Origin of the sequence: Streptomyces sp. NPDC051921, from assembly GCF_040680975.1 — a bacterium.
GTDB lineage: Bacteria > Actinomycetota > Actinomycetes > Streptomycetales > Streptomycetaceae > Streptomyces.
In genome coordinates this window covers 14,811-34,135 of the sequence record NZ_JBFAXU010000001.1, presented here as the reverse complement: position 1 = coordinate 34,135, position 19,325 = coordinate 14,811, and the positions used below count along the sequence as shown (strand labels likewise).

General features: G+C 73.5%; 20 protein-coding genes. 11 read left to right on the top strand and 9 right to left on the bottom strand.

Features of this window, described 5'->3' with window-relative positions; genetic code table 11:
* Positions 1-20: 20 nt before the first annotated feature.
* Together AB0M16_RS00190 and AB0M16_RS00185 are read right to left on the bottom strand one after the other, a co-directional pair.
* Positions 21-719, bottom strand: a complete 699-nt coding sequence (locus AB0M16_RS00190) for a copper homeostasis protein CutC (RefSeq protein WP_365337055.1) — start codon at positions 717-719, stop codon at positions 21-23.
* Positions 720-771: 52 nt separating this feature from the next.
* Positions 772-1,737, bottom strand: a complete 966-nt coding sequence (locus AB0M16_RS00185) for a hypothetical protein (RefSeq protein WP_365337053.1) — start codon at positions 1,735-1,737, stop codon at positions 772-774.
* A 189-nt stretch (positions 1,738-1,926) separates the two neighbouring features.
* Between AB0M16_RS00185 and AB0M16_RS00180 the strand changes: the two genes are divergently transcribed.
* From AB0M16_RS00180 to AB0M16_RS00170, 3 genes are all read left to right on the top strand, one after another.
* Complete coding sequence (locus tag AB0M16_RS00180) at positions 1,927-2,217, top strand: heavy-metal-associated domain-containing protein (RefSeq protein ID WP_365337051.1); 291 nt, start codon at positions 1,927-1,929, stop codon at positions 2,215-2,217.
* An 88-nt stretch (positions 2,218-2,305) separates the two neighbouring features.
* Positions 2,306-4,579: a heavy metal translocating P-type ATPase gene (locus tag AB0M16_RS00175; protein WP_365337049.1), complete on the top strand. Its 2,274-nt coding sequence runs from the start codon at positions 2,306-2,308 to the stop codon at positions 4,577-4,579.
* Positions 4,580-4,623: 44 nt separating this feature from the next.
* The gene (locus tag AB0M16_RS00170; protein ID WP_128981368.1) at positions 4,624-4,905 is read left to right on the top strand and encodes a metal-sensitive transcriptional regulator; all 282 of its coding nucleotides are present in this window, start codon (positions 4,624-4,626) and stop codon (positions 4,903-4,905) included.
* A 25-nt stretch (positions 4,906-4,930) separates the two neighbouring features.
* Here the strand turns inward: AB0M16_RS00170 and AB0M16_RS00165 are convergent, their stop codons facing one another.
* A complete protein-coding gene (locus AB0M16_RS00165) occupies positions 4,931-5,110 on the bottom strand; it encodes a hypothetical protein (RefSeq protein WP_365337047.1) in 180 nt (59 codons plus the stop codon).
* A gap of 86 nt (positions 5,111-5,196) precedes the next feature.
* Between AB0M16_RS00165 and AB0M16_RS00160 the strand changes: the two genes are divergently transcribed.
* From AB0M16_RS00160 to AB0M16_RS00130, 7 genes are all read left to right on the top strand, one after another.
* Positions 5,197-5,574, top strand: coding sequence for a BlaI/MecI/CopY family transcriptional regulator (locus AB0M16_RS00160; RefSeq protein ID WP_365337913.1), 378 nt, complete (start codon positions 5,197-5,199; stop codon positions 5,572-5,574).
* Entirely contained in the window at positions 5,571-6,482 is a 912-nt protein-coding gene (locus tag AB0M16_RS00155) for a M56 family metallopeptidase (RefSeq protein WP_365337045.1), read from the top strand. The genes AB0M16_RS00160 and AB0M16_RS00155 overlap by 4 nt, the downstream gene beginning before the upstream one ends.
* A gap of 103 nt (positions 6,483-6,585) precedes the next feature.
* Positions 6,586-7,065, top strand: coding sequence for a GNAT family N-acetyltransferase (locus AB0M16_RS00150; RefSeq protein WP_365337043.1), 480 nt, complete (start codon positions 6,586-6,588; stop codon positions 7,063-7,065).
* Between the two features lie 191 nt (positions 7,066-7,256).
* Positions 7,257-8,189 (top strand): class I SAM-dependent methyltransferase, encoded by a 933-nt coding sequence (locus tag AB0M16_RS00145; protein WP_365337041.1) that lies wholly within the window; start codon positions 7,257-7,259, stop codon positions 8,187-8,189.
* Positions 8,190-8,272: 83 nt separating this feature from the next.
* Positions 8,273-8,713, top strand: coding sequence for a transcriptional repressor (locus AB0M16_RS00140; protein WP_365337039.1), 441 nt, complete (start codon positions 8,273-8,275; stop codon positions 8,711-8,713).
* Between the two features lie 97 nt (positions 8,714-8,810).
* On the top strand, positions 8,811-9,845 hold the full coding sequence (locus AB0M16_RS00135; protein WP_365337037.1) for a helix-turn-helix domain-containing protein: 1,035 nt from the start codon (positions 8,811-8,813) through the stop codon (positions 9,843-9,845).
* 165 nt (positions 9,846-10,010) lie between these two features.
* Positions 10,011-11,090 carry a helix-turn-helix transcriptional regulator gene (locus AB0M16_RS00130; RefSeq protein WP_365337035.1) on the top strand — a complete coding sequence of 360 codons (1,080 nt, stop codon included), beginning with the start codon at positions 10,011-10,013 and terminating at the stop codon, positions 11,088-11,090.
* A 76-nt stretch (positions 11,091-11,166) separates the two neighbouring features.
* Here AB0M16_RS00130 and AB0M16_RS00125 read toward each other — a convergent pair whose 3' ends face one another.
* The 6 genes from AB0M16_RS00125 to asnB all read right to left on the bottom strand — a co-directional run bounded on the left by AB0M16_RS00125 (position 11,167) and on the right by asnB (position 18,366).
* On the bottom strand, positions 11,167-11,364 hold the full coding sequence (locus AB0M16_RS00125; protein ID WP_365337033.1) for a hypothetical protein: 198 nt from the start codon (positions 11,362-11,364) through the stop codon (positions 11,167-11,169).
* Positions 11,365-11,580: 216 nt separating this feature from the next.
* Entirely contained in the window at positions 11,581-12,879 is a 1,299-nt protein-coding gene (mshA, locus tag AB0M16_RS00120) for a D-inositol-3-phosphate glycosyltransferase (protein WP_365337911.1), read from the bottom strand.
* A gap of 147 nt (positions 12,880-13,026) precedes the next feature.
* A complete protein-coding gene (locus AB0M16_RS00115) occupies positions 13,027-14,592 on the bottom strand; it encodes a class I tRNA ligase family protein (protein WP_365337031.1) in 1,566 nt (521 codons plus the stop codon).
* A gap of 15 nt (positions 14,593-14,607) precedes the next feature.
* Positions 14,608-15,354, bottom strand: coding sequence for an SDR family oxidoreductase (locus AB0M16_RS00110; RefSeq protein WP_365337029.1), 747 nt, complete (start codon positions 15,352-15,354; stop codon positions 14,608-14,610).
* Between the two features lie 128 nt (positions 15,355-15,482).
* Positions 15,483-16,571 (bottom strand): PrpF domain-containing protein, encoded by a 1,089-nt coding sequence (locus tag AB0M16_RS00105; RefSeq protein WP_365337027.1) that lies wholly within the window; start codon positions 16,569-16,571, stop codon positions 15,483-15,485.
* A complete protein-coding gene (gene asnB / locus AB0M16_RS00100; RefSeq protein ID WP_365337025.1) occupies positions 16,561-18,366 on the bottom strand; it encodes an asparagine synthase (glutamine-hydrolyzing) in 1,806 nt (601 codons plus the stop codon). The genes AB0M16_RS00105 and asnB overlap by 11 nt, the downstream gene beginning before the upstream one ends.
* A gap of 168 nt (positions 18,367-18,534) precedes the next feature.
* On the opposite strand from asnB, the gene AB0M16_RS00095 reads away from it, so the two are divergent.
* Positions 18,535-19,275, top strand: a complete 741-nt coding sequence (locus AB0M16_RS00095; protein ID WP_365337023.1) for a PIG-L deacetylase family protein — start codon at positions 18,535-18,537, stop codon at positions 19,273-19,275.
* Positions 19,276-19,325 lie beyond the last annotated feature (50 nt).

Here is a 19,325-nt window from a genome sequence, read left to right as displayed (position 1 = left end):
GCGCGGTCCGCGCCGTACGCCTACGCGTCCACCGCCTCGCGCCAGGTCCGCACCGCCGCCGAGGAGACCGGGGCCGTCCAGCCCTCGGGGCGGGCGGCGCCGCCGATGTGGAAGGCGGTGAGGCCGGCGGCGCGCAGGGTCGGGAGGTGGTCGAGGCGGAGGCCGCCGCCGACCAGGATCTGCGGCTCGTAGCCCGGTTCGCCCGCGCGGGCCGCCTCCGCCCTCAGGGTGGCGAGGCCGTCGTCGACGCCGGTCGCCGCGCCCGCCGTGAGGTAGGTGTCGAGGCCCGGCAGGTCGGCGAGCTGCTTGCGCAGGGCGTCGCGGTCGGCCGCGCGGTCGATCGCCCGGTGGAAGGTCCAACTGCAGCCGTCCAGAACGGCGATGAGGCGCTCCACCGCCACCAGGTCCGGGTCGCCGTCGGGGGTCAGGAAGCCGAGGACGAACTCGTCCGCGCCCGCCTCCCGGAGCTCGCCCGCCCGGGTCACCAGGGCGGCCACGTGCTCGGCGTCCCCCGCCGCGAAGCCGTCCGTCAGCCTGAGCATCACGCGCAGCGGGATGTCCACCGCGGCGCGGATCGCGGCGAAGCCGGTCGTGGACGGGGTGAGCCCGTCCGCCGCCATGTCGGTGACCAGCTCGAGGCGGTCCGCCCCACCGGCCTGGGCGGCGACCGCGTCCTCCTCGTCGAGGGCGATCACCTCCAGCACTGCACGGTTGCTCATTGAGCCCATTCCTCCACGGATCGCACGGTACAGGTCTAGTCCAATGTCCAGACTAGCCGTGCGCGTGGCCCGCCGCATCGTGCGGCGCCGCACCCGTTCCACCGGCGGCCCCGCCCGCACCCGCGGCGGCCGCTCCCGCGCGGACCGTGAAGGCGGCCGTACGGACCTTCCCCTCGTGCTGGAAGTCGAGGAACAGGCGGTACGTGCCCGCGCTCGGCGCGGTCGCCGTGAAGGAGACGTCCGGGCCGGGGCCGCCCTCGTTCGGGTGCACGTGGAGGTAGGCGAGGTCGCCGCCGCGCAGCGCGACCAGGTGCCCGTACGCGCCGAGGTAGGGCTCCAGGTCCGTGACGGGCTTCCCGGCCTTCGTGACCGTGAGCCGCAGCTCCCCCGCCTCGCCCGGGTCCAGCGTGCCGCCGAGGCGCACCTGGTAGCCGTCGACCTCGGCGGTCGGCGTCACGGGCGGCATCGCCTTCGGGGTGTACGCACCCGGGACGGACAGGTCCACGCCCAGCGTCACGCCCTTGGCGCCCTTCACCGCGGGCTTGAAGTCCGCGAAGGCCTTGTACGCGCCCGCCGCCGGCAGGTCCGCGGCCACCGACCAGGTGCCGTCGGCGGCCTTCACCGGGTGCAGGTGGCGGAAGACCGTCAGGTCGCGCGAGGCGACGATGAAGTGCAGCTCCTTGCCGTGCTCGGTGGTGAACGCGGTGACCTTCCGGCCCGCCGCGTCCTTGATCGAGAACTTCAGCGTGCTCGTGCCGAGCGCGGGGGTCGGGGTGTCCAGGGCGAGGGTGTAGCCGCCCTCGGAGACCTGCAGGCCGCCGGCCGCGGGCGCGTTCGCCGCCTCGGCGTGTCCGCCGTGGCCACCGCCCTCCGCCGCGGGGGCGGCCTGCGAATGGCCCGCGTGCTCCGCCTTCTTCGGCTCCTCGACGGGGCCGACCCCCTTGCCGACCCCGTACGCGGTCCCGAAGGTCGCGGCGAGCGCGGCGGCAAAGGCAGTGATCTTCACTCCGGTGTTCATGACTGCTCTCCTGCTCTCCCGTACGCGGGGCGTCCAGGGTGACGTGATCGGGAACCTCCACTGCACTTCACCATACCCCTGGGGGGTATCAAGTCAAGTCGGATCGACACTTGCGTGGGATACCGGCGGGGGGTATACATGGACTCACGCAGATACCCCCCGAGGGTATCCGATACGAGGGAGAAGACCATGGGTTCCTGCTGCACCCCCGACAACAGCTGCTCGACCGGCACCGTCGAGATCTCGACGGCCACCGCCGTCGCCGACAGCACCAGCACCGTCTACGCCGTCAGCGGCATGACCTGCGGCCACTGCAAGACCGCCGTCACCAACTCCGTGAGCGCGCTCGACGGCGTCATCTCCGTGGACGTCGACGTGGCCGCCGGCCTGGTGACCGTCACCACCGGCGGCGAGCCGGACGACGCCGCGATCACCGCGGCGGTCGACGACGCGGGCTACGAGCTGACCGGCCGCGCCTGACCGGCGCACCACCGCCGACCGGCCGCCGGGGCTCGCCCACCACGCCCGGGCCCCGGCCCCCGACCCGTACGAACGAGGAGCAGACCTCATGACCACGACGACCCCCGGCACCGCCCAGGTCGAGCTCGCCATCGGCGGCATGACCTGCGCCTCGTGCGCGGCCCGTATCGAGAAGAAGCTCAACCGGATGGACGGGGTCGAGGCCACCGTCAACTACGCCACCGAGAAGGCGAAGGTCACCTTCTCCGCCGACATCCCCGTCACCGACCTCATCGCCACCGTCGAAGCCACCGGCTACACCGCCCAGGAGCCCACGCCGCCGAAGAGCGGGACCCCGGGCGCCGAGGGCCCCTCCGAGGAGGACCGGGCCGACGAGGAGCTGCGGCCGCTCAAGCAGCGGCTGATCACCGCCGTCGCGCTCGCCGTGCCCGTCATCGCCATGGCGATGGTCCCGGCGCTCCAGATCGAGTACTGGCAGTGGCTGAGCCTCACGCTCGCCGCGCCGGTCGTCACGTACGCCGCCTGGCCGTTCCACCGGGCCGCCTGGACCAACGCCAGGCACGGCGCGGCCACCATGGACACGCTGATCTCGGTCGGCACCATCGCCGCGTTCCTGTGGTCGCTGTGGGCGCTGTTCTTCGGCACCGCCGGCACGCCCGGCATGACGCACCCCTTCGAGTTCACCATCGCCCGCACCGACGGCGCCGGGAACATCTACCTGGAGGCCGCGGCCGGCGTCACCGCCTTCATCCTGGCCGGCCGCTACTTCGAGGCCCGTTCGAAGCGCAAGGCGGGCGCCGCCCTCAAGGCGCTGATGCAGCTGGGCGCGAAGGAGGTGACCGTCCTCAGGAACGGTCAGGAAGTCACCGTGCCGACCGCCGAACTCCAGGTCGGGGACCGCTTCCTGGTCCGCCCGGGCGAGAAGATCGCCACCGACGGCACCGTCGTCGAGGGCTCCTCCGCCGTCGACGCCTCCATGCTCACCGGCGAGTCCGTGCCGGTCGAGGTCTCCGCCGGCGACTCCGTCACCGGCGCCACCCTGAACGCCGGCGGCCGCCTGGTCGTCGAGGCCACCCGCGTCGGCGCCGACACCCAACTGGCCCGGATGGCCAAGCTCGTCGAGGACGCCCAGAACGGCAAGGCCGCCGCCCAGCGCCTCGCCGACAAGATCTCCGCCGTCTTCGTGCCGATCGTCATCGCGCTCTCGCTCGGCACCCTCGGCTTCTGGCTCGGTACGGGCCAGGGCCTGACCTCCGCCTTCACCGCAGCGGTCGCCGTCCTGATCATCGCCTGCCCCTGCGCCCTCGGCCTGGCCACCCCGACCGCCCTCATGGTGGGCACCGGCCGCGGCGCCCAGCTCGGCATCCTGATCAAGGGCCCCGAGGTCCTGGAGACCACCCGCAAGGTCGACACCATCGTCCTGGACAAGACCGGCACCGTCACCACCGGCCGGATGACCCTCCTGAAGGTCCACACCGCCGCCGGCACCGCCGAGAACGACGTGCTGCGCCTGGCCGGCGCCCTGGAGCACTCCTCCGAGCACCCGATCGCCCAGGCCGTCGCCACCGGTGCCACCGCCCGCGTCGGCACCCTGCCCACCCCGGAGGACTTCGCCAACATCCCCGGTCTCGGCGTCCAGGGCGTCATCGAGGGCCACGCCGTCCTCGTCGGCCGCGAGAAGCTGCTCGACGAGTGGGCGATGGCCCTGCCCGCCGAACTCAAGGCCGCCAAGGACACGGCCGAGCAGGCCGGCCGGACCGCCATCGCGGTCGCCTGGGACGGGGAGGCCCGCGCGGTCCTGGAGGTCGCCGACGCCGTCAAGGAGACCAGCGCCGAGGCCGTCGGGCGGCTGCGCGCCCTGGGCCTCACCCCGATCCTGCTCACCGGGGACAACAAGGCGGTCGCCGAGGCCGTCGCCGCCGAGGTCGGCATCGACGAGGTGATCGCCGAGGTCATGCCGCAGGACAAGGTCGACGTCGTCAAGCGCCTCCAGGGCGAGGGCCGTTCGGTCGCCATGGTCGGCGACGGGGTCAACGACGCCGCCGCGCTCGCCCAGGCCGACCTGGGGCTCGCGATGGGCACCGGAACGGACGCCGCCATCGAGGCCGGCGACCTGACCCTGGTCCGGGGCGACCTGCGGGCCGCGGCGGACGCCATCCGGCTCTCCCGCAAGACGCTCGGCACCATCCGCTCGAACCTCTTCTGGGCCTTCGCCTACAACGTGGCCGCCCTGCCCCTCGCCGCGGCCGGACTGCTCAACCCGATGATCGCCGGCGCCGCGATGGCCTTCTCCTCGGTCTTCGTGGTCGGCAACAGCCTGCGCCTGCGCGGCTTCCAGGCCGCCGACGGCCCCACCAAGTGACCGCACGCCACCGCCTGCTGTAACTGTCCGACAAGGAGGCCGCCGTGGCCGGTTACGTACAGCACAAGGAAGACATCATCAGACGCCTCCGGCGCATCGAGGGTCAGGTCCGGGGGGTGCAGCGGATGGTCGACGAGGACGTCTACTGCATCGACGTCCTCACCCAGGTCTCCGCCATCAACGCGGCGCTCCAGTCCTGCGCGGTGGCTCTCCTGGACGAGCACCTCAGCTGCTGCGTCACGGAGGCCATCGAGGCCGGCGGGGACCAGGCGAAGGTCAAGGTCGGCGAGGCGTCGAAGGCGATCGCCCGGCTGATCCGGACCTGACGAACTCCCACAAATGAACAGGCGCTCAACCGCCCTTGCGCGAAAGGCAGTCCGCGGTCAGCCCGACGCTCAGCCGAAGACACAGGCCGAGCACCTGACGGAGCAGCACGAGCTCCACCGAACCGGGCGGCCCGGGGACGCAGGCCTTCGCGCAGGGGCGGTTCTTCGTGAGGCTCGACATGAGGGTCGGCAGGAGGGTCGTCACCCCTCAGATCGTACCCCTGGGGGGTATACCTGGCCGGGTGGAGCGGCCCGTACGATGAGCCGCCCGTGAGCGGGGAGGGGATGCACGTGCGCCGGCTGGGAGAGCTGGAGGCCGAGATCATGGACCGGCTGTGGGCCTGGCAGCGGCCCGCGACGGTCCGCGAGATCGTCGACGACATCAATCTGGGACGCCGCGTCGCCTACACCACGGTGATGACGGTCGCCGACATACTCCACCGCAAGGGCTGGCTGCGCCGCGAGAAATCAGGCCGGGCCTGGCTGTACGAACCGGTCCGCAGCCGCGAGGAGTACACCGCGGGCCTCATGCAGGACGCGCTCGGCGACAGCCAGGACCGGCCCGCGGCACTGCTGCGCTTCGTGGAGACCATCTCCGACGAGGACATGGCCGCGCTCGACGCGGCCCTGCGCACCGCCCGGCGCGCCCAGGGCGGCGAGGACCGGTGAACCACCACGTCCTGCCGCCGCTCGGACTCGTCCTGTGCACCGGATTCCTGGTGCCCTGGCTGCTCGTCCGGGCCCGCTGGGCCCAGCAGGTGCCCCGGCTCGCGCTCACCGTGTGGGCGGCGAGCGGCACGCTCTTCACCGGCTCGGCCGCACTGCTCCCGGCCCAGCTGATCCTGCCCAGCCGCACCGGACACCGCCTCAGCGACGCCCTCTTCGCGCTCCAGCTCCCCCACCCCGAGCGCCTGTCGCACCTCACGGGCCGCGAGTACGTGGCCGTCGCGGTCGCCCTCGTCGTGCTCGCCGCGCCGCTCGCCGGCTTCGGCCGCACCCTCCTGCGGGCCCGCCGGGAGCGGCGGCTGCACGACGAGACCCTGCGGCTCGTCGGCCGGTACGACCCGGCCATCGGCGCCACCGTCCTGGAGCACGACCGGCCCGCCGTCTACTGCCTGCCCGGCCGCTCGCGCCGGGTGGTGGTCTCCTCCGGGGCCCTGAACACCCTCACTCCCCCACAGCTCGCCGCCGCCCTCGCGCACGAACGGGCCCACATCTCCGGCCGGCACCACCTGCTCGTCGCGGCCGCCGACTCCTTCTCGGGCGTCTTCCCGCACCTGCCACTGGCCCGGCACGGCGGTACGGCGGTGCCGCTGCTGGTCGAAATGACCGCGGACGACCGGGCGTTGCGCCGCTGTTCGCGCGACGCGCTGGCCACCGCGCTCTACGCGCTCGCCTCGGGCCAGGCGCCGCGGGAGGCCTTCGCGGCGGGCGGCCCCTCGGCCGCCCTGCGCATGCGCCGTATCCTCACCCCGCAGGCCGCCGGACACCCGGTGCTGCGCGGGCTGTTCACGATCGCGGCGGCGGGCCTCTCGGCGGCTCCGCTGATCATCGCCTGCTGCTCCTTCCCTAATTAATACTAAGGGAATTCGTAGATTTCACATCGGTCACACCCGCCCGAATTCCCGGCTATTGTGGGTACGTTGGTGTTCAGCTCGGCACGTGGAAGGGTACGGACCAATGCAGCTGGCCGACGTGCGGGCGGCCGAGGCCGCCGACGCGACGACGATATCCAGGCTGCTTGCGGAGTCCATTCGGGGCAGCTACACGGAAATACTCGGCGAAATCCCGACCCGCCGACTGATCTCCGCGCAATGCGCACTTCCCCGTATCCGCGCGGAAATTGAAATTCCCGGCGGAGCACCCGGCTGGCTCGGCTGGCTGGTGGCGACCGGACCGGACGGCACCCTGATCGGGGCGGCCGCCGGCGGCGTGCCCGTACCCGGCGAGGGCGAGCTGTACGCGCTCGCCGTGACGCCCGACGCGCGCCGCGGCGGAGTCGGCACGGCGCTGCTCACCGCGGCCGGCGAGCGGATGCGCGCCTTCGGCGCGACCGAGCAGCGGGTCACCCTGCCCACCGAGCAGGACCCCTCGCTCCCCTTCTACGCGCACCAGGGCTTCACCCCGATCGGCAGCACGCGCCTCAACCGGCCGCTCTGACGGCCTCCTCCGCCCGCAGCTCCGCTCCTCGCACGGCCGGGCGTGGCAGAGACACGCCATCGCGTGTTCACGCCCCGGGATCCACTGGAACCCGCACTCCGCCCCAGGTCAGGATGGAGCACAGCGGCGCGGACCCGGCGGCACGGGTGCCTCGCCCGGACGGCACGGACCGAGCGAGCCCTGGAGGAGCGATGCACACACCGAGCGGCACTTCCCTGCCCGTCGTGCCCGCGACGCTCGCCCCGGTCCTGCCGTCCCGGTACGAGGGTCCCGGCCACCGGCACTCCCGGCCCGGCCCGCACGGCCCCCTCGAACAGCCCGCGCCCGGCGCCGGGATCCGGCTCGCCCCCGACGCCCTGCCCGGCCTGGAGACGGTCGCCCCCGGCGACGAGGACTCGGTCTGGCTGCACGACGCGCTCCTCGGCCCGCACAGCGCCGACATCGTCCGGTACCTCGGTCTCGCCCGGTCCACCGGCGGCCCCGTCCTCGATCTCGGCTCCGGCGCCGGACGGCTCGCCGTCCCCTTCGCCCGGCACGGCTTCGCCGTGGAGGCCGTGGACCGGGACGGCCCCGCCCTGGAGCGCCTCGAGAACTGGGCCCGGCGCATCGGTCCGCAGGTCGCCGGGCTGGTCGTGACCACCCGGGCCGACCTCACCGAGCTGCGGCTCGACGGCGACTACCGGCTGGCCCTGCTGGCCGGCGCGATGGTCTCCGCCGTACCGCCGCGGGCGCGGCCCCGGCTGCTGCGCGAGATCGCCTCGCACCTGGGGGCGGGCGGAGCACTCGCGCTCGACTACACCTCGCACCTGCTGCCCGGCCTGGTCGCCGAGCCCCGGCGGACCTGGGCCTTCCAGGTGCCGAGGTTCGACGGGATCGACGAATGGGTGGTGGCCCGGCAGGACTTCGACCTGCGCACGATGAGCGAGCGGATCACGTACTACACGGCCAGGACCGGGAAGCTCTCCACCGAACGGGTGGTGCTCTCCACCGACAAGTGGATCGTGGACGGCGAGCACCTGGCGGCCGAGCTGCACTCGGCGGGCCTGCACATCGAGGGCCGCAGACGGCAGCGGATCGACGAGCGGACGGAGAGCGTGCTCCTCGTCTGCCGCACCGACGACTGACGCCCCCGCCGACTGACGACAAGGACCGCCAAGAGGTACGATGCCCACAAAAGTTTGGGCCGACCAGGTGGCGGGCGGAGAAGATGGCAGTCGCGGAAGACCTGACGGGACGCGAGGCGGTGATCCAGCGCCTGCGCGACGTCGGCCTGCGCGTCACCGGTCCGCGCCTGGAGGTGCTCACGGTGCTCGCCGCCGGCGGCCATCTCGACGTCGAGGCGATCACCGCGACCGCCCGCGAGCGGCTCGGCACCCTCACCAGCCAGGCCGTCTACGAGATGCTGCGGCACTTCCAGGAGACGGGCCTGGTCAGCAAGTTCGACCGCCCCGGCCTGCCTGCCGTCTTCGAGATCTCGGGCCCCCCGCACCAGCACGCGCTGTGCGTCCGGTGCGGCCGGGTGGAGAACGTGACGGCTGCCGCGCCCCAGGCGCCTCGCGGCAGCCTGCCCGACTGGGCGGTCAGCGACGCCGAGGTGGTCTTCAAGGGCCTTTGCCCCGAGTGCCGGGAAGCAGCCCCTTCGCGCTGAAAACACGAGAACACCGTGCACCCTGTTCGAATGTGTGGCAGGGTCTAGCGGGGCGTTTCAACGGGATCCGCGCGATCCGAGGGGAGTCTGCTGCGCCGTGTCCAAAAACGCCGCCGGAGGGCGTACGGGAAGCGAGCAGGCCCTCGCCCTCTACCAGGAACTTCGCGGCACGCCCCACGAGCCCTTCGACACCGTGGCGCGGCGACTCGAACTGACCGAGACCGAACGCGACCGCTTTCGCGCGGAGTTGATCGACCTGGGCCTCATCGAGCCGACGCTCGCCGGCCCCACGAAGCCCGCCGACACCGTTGTCGCCCCCGACGTCGCCCTGTTACGGCTGCTCCGGCACGAACGCGACCGCCTGGAGCGCCGGTTAGCCGAGACCAGCCGCGCGCACACGACCCTGGAGACCCTGGCCGGCCCCTTCCTCCGGGCGGGCATGGAGCCGGGCTCCGAGATCGAGGTCGAGATCGTCGACGACCCGGCCAGGGTCCGCCGCGAACTCACCGATCTGACGCACACGGTGCACGACTCCCTCCACGCCATGCTGACCGGGTCGGTCCGGCGCGAGGAGACGTCCCAGGAGCTCGCCCACGACCGCGACCTGATCGCCCGCGGGGTACGGATCCAGGCCATGTACAGCCACCGGGTCGGCCAGGTCCCGGAGATGGTCCAGCACCTCGCCGACCGCACCGCGCTCGGCGTCGAGGTGCGCCTGTCGCCCGTCGTCCCCATGAACATGGTGCTCGCCGACGAGAACTTCGCACTGCTCCCCACCGACTCCCGCGACCCGGACTCCGCCGCCCTCCTGGCCCGCGGCCCCGGCCTGGTGCGCTCCTACCGCGCGCTGTACGAGTACTGCTGGCAGGCGGCCACCCCGTACGGACACGAGGAGAAGCCCGAGCACGGCGGCGACGGCCTGTCCGAGCAGCAGCGCGCCGCGCTGCGGATGCTCGCCTCCGGGATCAAGGACGAGCAGGTGGCCCGGAACCTGGGCGTCTCGCTCCGCACGGTCAGCCGGCTGATCTCCGAGGTGATGCAGGAGCTGGGCGCCGCCAGCCGCTTCGAGGCCGGTGTGAAGGCGGCCCGCCTCGGTCTGCTCGACGGCGAGCCCCTCGAGCACACGACGTAGCGTGACGGTGGAGGACGCACGCGCGACGCACCGGGGCGGTGGTCCCGCCGGGCGGGGGACGTGGTGCGCCGGCGGATCGCCGAGATCGTGCGCGAGGGGGCCCGGAGCCGGGGCGCGACCTGGTGACTTGCGACGACCGGACCACGAAGAGAAGGGGAACCCCGCGTGATCACGACGGGTGGCGTCATGGGGGACGGCAGGGCGGACGACCGGTCGAGGGGGCCGGTGGACGGCCGCCTCCTGCCCCTCTACCAGGAACTGCGCCGACGCGGGGTGTCCAACTACTCCGAGGTGGCGGCCTCGTTAGGCCTCGCCCCCGAGGAGTACGAGCGATGTCGGGACGAACTGATCGCACTGGGCCTGATCGTCCCCACCACCAGCACCCACGCGCCCCCGCGCGACCTGCGGGGCACCGGTTGGCGGCCGGACACGGACGCGGTCGCCTCGGTCGACCCCGAGATCGCGCTGCTGCGCGTCCTGGACCGGGAGCGGGAGCGGCTGCGGGAGCACCTGGCGGAGGCGGACCAGGCGTACAGCACCCTGGAGACGCTGGCGGCGACCGTCCTGCGACCCGGTGCGCTGGCCCGCGCCGAGATCACGGTCGAGGCGATCACCGACTACCGGCGCATCCAGCAGGCACTGGAGGACATCGTCGACGTCACTCAGCGGGCCTCCTGCTCGATGTATCCGACCGGGCCCGCGCGGCAGGCCCCCGAGCGGATCTTCGAGCGCGACCGGCGCAAGCTCGCCCAGGGCGTGCGGGTGCGCGCCATCTACCGCAGCTGGGACGCCGCCCGGCCGGAGGCGGCGGAGGTGCTGCACCGCCGGGCCGAGCTGGGCGTCGAGGTCCGCGTCGCACCCGAGCTGCCGATGACGATGGTCATCGTCGACGAGCAGTACGCGCTGGTGCCGCTGCGGCCGGAGGCGCCCGGCGAGGGCGCGATCCTGGCCGGCGGGCCGCTGCTGGTCCGCTCGTTCCTGAACCTGTACGAGCACTGCTGGCACACGGCCACGCCGTTCGGTGACGACGTCGCCCCCGAGCGGGGCGGGGACGGCCTGTCGGAGCAGCAGCGGAACGCCCTGCAGATGCTCGCGGCCGGCATGAAGGACGAGAAGATCGCCCGGAACATCGGGGTCTCGCTGCGCACGGTGAGCCGGATCATCTCCGAACTCATGCAGGAATTGGGGGCGTCGAGCCGATTCGAGGCGGGGGTGCGCGCGGTGCGCCTGGGCTGGCTCGACTAGCGGACACAGGAATTCCCCGCGATCGTGGCAGGCCGATCGCGGGGAATTCCTGTGCCGGGGCGCGCCGTCGTCGGCGTCAGTTGACGGGCGGCGCGGTGGTGGGGGCCGGGAAAGGCCAGTCGTCGTTGGCGCCGGCCCGCTGCTGCTGCCCGGTGGGAGCGGCGTCGGGGGCGGCGACCACCGCGGCACCGCCCGCGATGGCCATACAGGCCACGAGTGCGACCGCGAACTGGCCGACGGTCCGGCGAATTCCGGAGTTCTGCTCAGCGGACATGATTCCTCCAGGAGTAGGAATGTGAATTCCGCCTTCCGGGGCCCGTGCCGCCGGGCGTTCCCTGAAGACATCTCCATTCTGTCGGCGCCTCCGAAGTGAATCCAGGGATCGTCGATGCGTGGACCCGCCATGGCGTGAGTGCGTCAATGCGCCGCCCTTTCAACGGAATTGGCGAATCCGGAGCGCATCTAACCTTTGGTCGGACCAAAAGAGATGCTAGACTCGTGCTACGGCCTTCTCGTTCCTCCAGGAGAGAGGGGCCGCCGGGGCAGGGGCGTGCCGCCGCCCTTGCCCCACCCTCGGCGCCGTCCGCTCCGGAGCCGCCAGCGCGCCCTCGTAGACGTCGACCGTCCGCGCGGCGGAAGCGCGCCAACTCATCCCCCGCGCGTGCCGGACCGCCGCCTCCCCCATGGACACCCGCGCCTGCGGGTGCCGGGCCAGCCAGAGCAGCCGGCGCGCGTACTCCACCGGGTCGTGGCCCGGCACGAGCAGCCCCGACACCCCGTCCCACACCGCCGTCGGCAGCCCGCCCACCGCGGAGGCGAGGACGGGCGTCCCGCAGGCCTGCGCCTCCAGGGCCACCAGGCCGAAGGACTCCGAGCGCGAGGGCACCACCAGCACGTCCGCCGCCCGGTACCAGTCCGCGAGCCGCTCCTGCGGCACCGGCGGGCAGGCCCGCAGCACGTCCGCGACCCCCAGGTCCGCCGCGAGCCGCCCGACGACACCCTCGCGGCTCGCCCCCGAATGCCCGCCCACCACCGGTACGAGCAGCCGCCCGCGCAGGTCCGGTGCCATCCGCAGCAGCTCCGCGACGGCCCGCACCAGGACGTCCGGTCCCTTCAGCGGCTGGATGCGCCCCGCGTACAGCGGCACGAAGGCGTCCGCCGGCAGCCCGAGCCGGGCCCGGGCCGCCGCCCGCCCGTCCCCCTTGCCGAAGGTCCGCAGATCCACCCCGGGCCGCACCACCTCGGTCCGCACCGCCTCCGCCCCGTAGAGCGAGCGCAGCGCCTCCGCCTCGTCGGCGGTGTTGGCGATGAGCCGGTCGGCGTCCCCCACCACCTGGCGCTCGCCGCGGATCCGCAGCTCGGGCTCCGGGGTGTCCCCCTCGGCCAGGTGGGCGTTCTTCACCAGGGCCAGGGTGTGCGCGGTGTGCACCAGCGGTACGCCCCATCCGAAGGAGGCGATGCGCCCGGCCTGGCCGGACAGCCAGTAGTGCGAGTGCACCAGGTCGTAGCGCCGGTCCTCCTTGAGCAGCGCCAGCGAGAAGGGCACGACCAGATCCGGCATGGCCTCCTTGGGCAGCGCCCGGCGCGGGCCCGCGTGCAGATGCCGGACCCGGACCCCGGGCTCCAGGTCGACGAGACCGGGCAGGCCCTCGCCGCGGCAGCGGGTGAACAGGTCGACCTGCACGCCCTGTTCGGCCAGGGCGCGGGACAGCTCGACCATGTAGACGTTCATCCCGCCGGCGTCCCCGGTTCCGGGCTGGTGGAGCGGGGAGGTGTGGACGCTGAGCATGGCGACGCGCAGGGACACGTGGGGCTCCTGTGGGGTGGGCGCCACGTGTCCCTGCGCGTCGCGCGCACGGTCACGCGGCAGGGGATGAGATGAGGAAGTACGCGACTTCTTAGCGGCTTAGAAGTGAGCGGCTCGGGCGGGAGCGGCTCAGAATCCGAACACCGGGCCGGAGGGAGGCGCGAGCCGCGTCCCCGGCAGCGGGGCGATCAGGGCGGACCAGTCGACCGGCCGGCCGGGCTCCACCTGGAGTGCCGCCGCGAGCCGGTCGGCCCCCTCCGGCATGGCCGGCCGCGACCAGGCCGACAGCGCGGAGGCCACGGCCAACTGGGCTGCCAGAGCGGGCAGATGGCGGCAGGAGGTGGTGGGGCGGCAGCGCTCGTGGGCGTTGACGTAGCCGAAGTCGGCGACCGACCGGACCATCTCGTCCAGGACGGCGACCGCCCGGCGCGGGTCGAAGGCGTCGGGGCCGTACGCCTCGCGCAGATCGTCCACGCCCCGGTGCAGCCGGCGCTCCAGGATCTCCCAGCCGGTGCCGCCGGGCAGCGCCTGCGGCGCGAGCCCGTCGCACTCCTCGCGGACGGCCGCGAAGAGCCGGCCGAGCCAGCTGTTCCAGCTCTCGTCGAGCTCCCGGCGGGCGGCGGCGAGCCGCTCCCGCTGGAAGACCGTCCGGCGGCCGGTCGGCCGGACCTGCAGGACATGGCGGCGCAGGGTGTCGGAGCCGTACTCGGTGAGCAGGTCGAGCGCCCACACGTTGCCCCCGCGGACGCCCTCCTCCACCACGTACGACTCGTTGACGTTGAACTCCTGCGGCAGCTTGACGTCCTGCGCGAGGAGCAGCACCGGCAGCAGCACCGCGTGGCAGAAGGCGTGCCCGAAGCCGCAGAAGTGGATCGCGCGGCGGGGCAGCGGGCCCTTGGTGTCGTAGCCGAACAGGTGCATCGCGGCGGCCTCGAAGCAGCCGTCGATCCGGTGCTCGGGGAAGCCCTCGACCGGCACCGGGAGGCCCCAGTCGGCGGGATGGCCGACGGCGATGTCCGGCAGCCCGTCCTCCACGAGCGACTCGCACAGCGCGGCGAGCCGCGGCGGCAGACCGGCCGCCGCCCAGTACTCGGCCAGCGTGTCGCGGAACGGCTCCAGCGGCACGTACAGCCGGCGGCAGCGCCTGGCGAGCGCGGGGGTGTCGCACAGCGAGCAGCGCGGCGATAGGAGGTCGCCACCGTCGTTGGGGCGGGCGCACTCGTGGCACATGCCGCCGTCGCTCCGTGCGCCGCAGTGCGGGCAGGTGCCGGTGACGTGCGCCCCGTACAGCCAGCGCTCGCACGGCTCGCAGTACGGCAGGAGACGGGTGCGGGGGGCGATCACGCCCTGCGCGTAGAGGCGGCTGAAGAGGTCCTGCACCCAGCGCCCGTACCCGCGGTCCCTGCGCGGTCTGACGATGTGGTCGAACTCGACTCCCGAACGCAGCCAGTCCGCGGTGATCGCCGCGCGGTAGCCCTCGGCGACCTCCTCCGGCTTGCGGCCCAGGCGCAGCGCCCGCACCTCGACGGAGCTGGCGTGGTCGGCGGTGCCGGTGGTGAACCGGACGGGTTCGCCCTCGGCGCGCAGGTAGCGGGTCAGCACGTCGGCGGCCACGTACGGTCCCGCGAGGTGACCGATGTGCAGTTCGCCATGGGTGGCGGGAGGGGTCGCGGTGATCCAGACGGGGGTGCTCATGGGACCTCCTGAGCGTCAGCGAGGTTCGAAGTGGAAGGAGCGGATGAAGCAGTCACGGGGCTGTTCGACGGCGTAGACGATGCATTCGAAGAGCGCCTGGGTGGTGAGCTTCTCGTCGGGGGCCATTCCGTCGGGATTCGAGCCGTCCCATTCCGCGAACCGCGGGTCGGAGGTCGAGAAGTCCGGTGGATACAGGGAGAACACCCGCACCCCGGAGGGCCGCAGACGGCGGGAGAGGATGTCGGCGAATCCCGCCTGGGCGCTCTTCGCCGTCCAGAACGCCTCGTGGGCGGCGGACGCCGTCGCCGCGGAGGCGCCCTCGGCGTCGCGCACCGCGACCATGTTGACGATGTCGGGGCGCAGCGAGCCGCGCAGCAGCGGCAGGAAGTGCTTCACCATGAGGACCGTGCCGCCGGCCGTCGACTCGATCGTCTCGACGATCTGCGCGTCGCTGGCCGCCTCCAGGTCCATGCCGTCCAGCCAGCGGGCCCCGTTGTTGACGAGCAGGTCGACCCGGTCGGTGCGCTCGCCGACCCGGGCGGCGAACTCCCGGATCTCGGCCGGCCGGCTCAGGTCGCAGCCGAAGGCGTGGATCCGGTCCCGGGCCGAGCCCATCACCTCGGCCCGGGTCCGCTCGGCCGTCTCGACGGTCCGGGCCGACACGTAGACCTCGGCGCCGAGATGCGCGAATCCGACGGCGAGCGCGCGGCCGAAGTAGCGGGACGCCCCGGTCACGACGACACGCAGGTTCTCGAATTTCATGAGTGTCTGCTCTCCCCACGGAAACGCACGGATACGGCCCTTATTCGGGTGCCGGGAAGCCGGGTTGGCGGTCGTCGTTCAGCGTGGCAGAGGAAAGCGGCGGTCAGCCCGGTGGAACGGCTGCGCGTTCACGCCGTTGCGTGGACACGCCACGGCAGCCGGAGCCGGTCGACGAGGTGGGCGCGCTTGGCGTGAACGCGCACGTGGCCGGGTCCGGTGGACACGACGACGTCCCCGCCGGGCGTACGGATGCTGCCGACCGGCCCCGGCACCACGGTCCCGTCGATCGCCCCAGCAACAGCGAACGCGGCGGCCCCGGTGAGCGCGAGCCGTGGATGCCAGCCGCCGACGGTGAGGGCGCGCACGAACAGCCCGTCGGGGGTGGGGGCGAAGGCGGCGATCTTGGGGAGCGGGGAGTGCGGCGGGTGCCCGAGGAGGACGGCGGCGTGCGCGCGGAGCCGCAGGAGGCGCGCTTCGAGACCGGGGGCGTCGTGGACGCCGTGAGCGCCGGAGGCGCCGTGGGCGGGCAGGTGCCGGGTGTCGACGAGGACGTAGGGATTCCCGTACCGCACGAGCGAGACGGGCACGCCGTCGAGGACGTCGACGGGGCGGCCGGTGGGCAGGGTGCCGGGGGCGGTGGGGGCGCGCAGGAAGTCCAGGTCGTACGCGCCGCCTCGGGGCCGGCACAGGACGGTGTCGCCGGTCGTCAGGGCGCGTACGGCGACGGGCCCCGCCCGGCCCTCGGCGACGACACAGGCGAGGAGGGAGTGCCCGCAGCCGGTGCGGAAGTCGAACCGGCCGTCGGGCAGGGCCTGGACGAAGCGGTAGTCGAGGTCGGCGGCACCGGGCCGCCGGGAAGGCCCGTACAGGGCGATCTTGTTGAGGTCCCGGTACGGGGTCCGGGCGAGGACCCGGCGCAGATACGCCAGCTCGCCGGCCGACGCGAGGGCGCCGGGCGGCAGCCGGTCGAGCCGCACGACGAGCGTCGGGCCGGGGGCGTCCTCGGCCCGTACGACGGTGGCGTCGGCCCGTAGGAACGTGGCTTCGGCCCGTACGACGGTGGCCTCGGCCCGTAGGAGCGTGGCGGCCGTCCGTACGGAGGTGGCATCGTCCCCTGCAGCGGCGGCGTCGGCCCCTGCGGCGGTGGCGTCGGCCCGTACGGAGGTGGCGTCGGCCCCTGCGGCCGTGGCGTCGGCCGTGCCCGGGTCAGGCGGCACAGCCCACCGGGATCCGCATGCCCTGGACGACCTCCGTCCACAGCTCGTGGACGGCGAGGGCCCACAGCGCCAGGGCTATGTGCTGGTTGGGGCGTTCCAGGTGGCGGGCGAGCAGCCTGTCGACCCGGTCCGCGCGGATCTTGCCGCCCAGGACCAGGCGGGCCGGGGACAGCAGTTCGCGGACGGTGTCGAGGAGCGGCCCGCCGGGGGCGATCATCGCGGCGATCGGCAGGGTGAAGGGCTGCTTGGGCCGGTGGAGCACGGGGGCGGGCAGCAGCTCGGCGCCCGCCTCGTACAGCGCCCGCTTGCCGTGCCGGGCCGTCACCGGCAGGGCCCGCGCGTGGGCGACCACGGACGGCTGGCAGAAGGGCAGCCGGGCCTCGACGGCCCACGCCATGGACAGGTGGTCGACGCGCCGCAGGTGGTACGCCGGCAGCCGCCACCGGGTCTCGAAGGCGCTGGTAGCGGTGGCCCGGTCGGCACCGGCCGCCTCGGCGGAGCGCAGCTCCTGCTCGATGCGGTCGGCGGCCGAACCCTGGTCCGCGACGAAGGCGGCGTACGAGGACGTGTAGAGGTGCTCGCGGAGCAGCCGGGGGGCGGCGGAGAGGGCGTCGGCGTAGGCGCCCGCCCAGTCGACGCCGGGCGGCGCGGCGAGGGCGGCGCGCATCCGGTCGTAGCCGCCGAAGAGTTCGTCCGCGCCGTCGCCGGTGAGGGCGACGGTGAAGCCGTTCTCGCGGACGGCCCGGAAGAGGGCGTACGTGGACAGGGCGATCGGGTCGGCGTTGGGCTGCCCGAGGTGCCGTACGGTCCGGGTGAGCAGCGAGGGGATCTCGTCGGGGTCGACGACGACCTCGTGGTGCACGGTCCGCGCCCTGCGGGCGACGGAACGGGCGTACGCGGCCTCGGAGCCGGGCCACTTGCCCCGGTAGGTGAGGTGGAAGGTGTGCAGCGGCGGCGCGTCCGTCTCCCGGGCGTGCTCGGCGGCGAGCGCGGTGACGATCCCGGAGTCGAGCCCGCCGCTGGTGATGGCGCAGACGGGCACGTCGGCGGTGGCGAGCCGCCGCACCTCGTGCCGCAGCACGTCCTGCGTGTCGCCGTGCGGACGGGCGTCGTGCGGGGCCCGGCGGCGGACGACGGGCGCGGCGCCGGGGCGGACGAGCGCGGTGGCGCCGGGCGGGAGCACGCCGACGCCGTCGAGGGCGGTGTGGGCGGAGTACGAGGTGCGGGTGGCGAGGACGGTGTCGAGGGCGTCCTCGCGCGGGGAGATCCGCACTCCCTCGAAGGCGAGCAGGGCGGGAATCTCGGAGGCGAAGCGGGTGGACCCGTCGGCCCGATCGTGGTGGAAGTGGATCGGCTTCATCCCCATGTCGTCGACGGCGAGGACGAGTTGGGTGCTACCGGGCCGCAGGTCGAGGACCGCGGCGGCGAACATGCCGTCGAGGTGCTCGGCGAAGCCGGGCCCGTACTCGGCGTACAGCGCGGGCAGCAGTGTGCCGTCGCAGCGGTCGGGGAAGCGGTGGCCGCGCGCGGCGAGCCGGCGCCGGAGCTCGGCGTGGTTGTAGATCTCGCCGTTGAGGACGGCGAGGATCCCGGGCAGGTGGGTCAGCCGGTACGGCTGCCGCCCGCCGCAGGGGTCGGTGACGGCGAGCCGGTCGCAGCCGAGCGACCAGCCGGGGCCGCTGAGCACCTGGTGCTCGTCGGGGCCGCCGTGCCGCTGCCGGGCCGAGACGGCCGCGAGCTCGGCCGGGTCGGGACGGTCCGCGCGCGCGGCGAAGGAGCCGAGGATCCTGCACATGCCGGTCGCCTCCGGATCTCGTGAGCAGTCACTGTCGAGCCGGACCGGGAACAAGGTCGGCCCAATGATTTGAATCTACCAAGTTTTTGAATGGCGCGTAAGCGCCATGTCCGGTTCCCGCCACGAGTTGGCCTTGCGACGCCCCCGGCACGCCAACAGGCTGGCCCCATGGAGGACTTCGCACCCGACCCGACGGCCCGCTCGGCACCCGAGTCCCTGCTGGTGGTGGCGGCACACCCGGACGACATCGAGTTCTGCGTGAGCGGCACCGTCATGCAGTGGATCGAGCGCGGCACCCGCGTCACGTACTGCATCGTCACCGACGGCGGCGCCGGCGGTTACGACGAGGCGCTCCCCCGCCAGGCCATGGCGGACCTGCGCCGCGCCGAACAGGTCCACTCTGCCAAGCTCAGCGGCGTCGCCGACGTGCGCTTCCTCGGCTATCCGGACAGCTTCGTCGAGGCCTCCGTCGAGCTGCGCCGCGACCTGTGCCGGATCATCCGCGAGGTCCGGCCGCAACGCGCGATCATCCCGTCCCCCGAGATCAACTGGGCCCGCGTCGCCGACCTCCACCCCGACCACCGGGCCGTCGGCGACGCCTGCCTGCGCGCCGTCTACCCCGAGGCCCGCAACCCCTTCGCGCACCCCGGACTCCTGCGGGACGAGGGCCTGGAGCCCTGGATCGTCCACGAACTGTGGCTGATGACCGGCCCCACGCCGAACCAGTACGTCGACGTCACCTCGGTCTTCGACCGCAAGGTCGAGGCCCTGCGCATCCACACCTCGCAGACCGCCCACTTCGACGACCTGGCGGGCCTGCTGCGCGACTGGCTCGGCGAACACGCGACGGCGGGCGGACTGCCGGCGGGCCGGATGGCGGAGGCGTTCCAGGTCGTCCACATCGACTGAGGGCCGCCCGCCCGGCCCGCTCCACCTCGTAAGGTGCAACCGGTCACCGG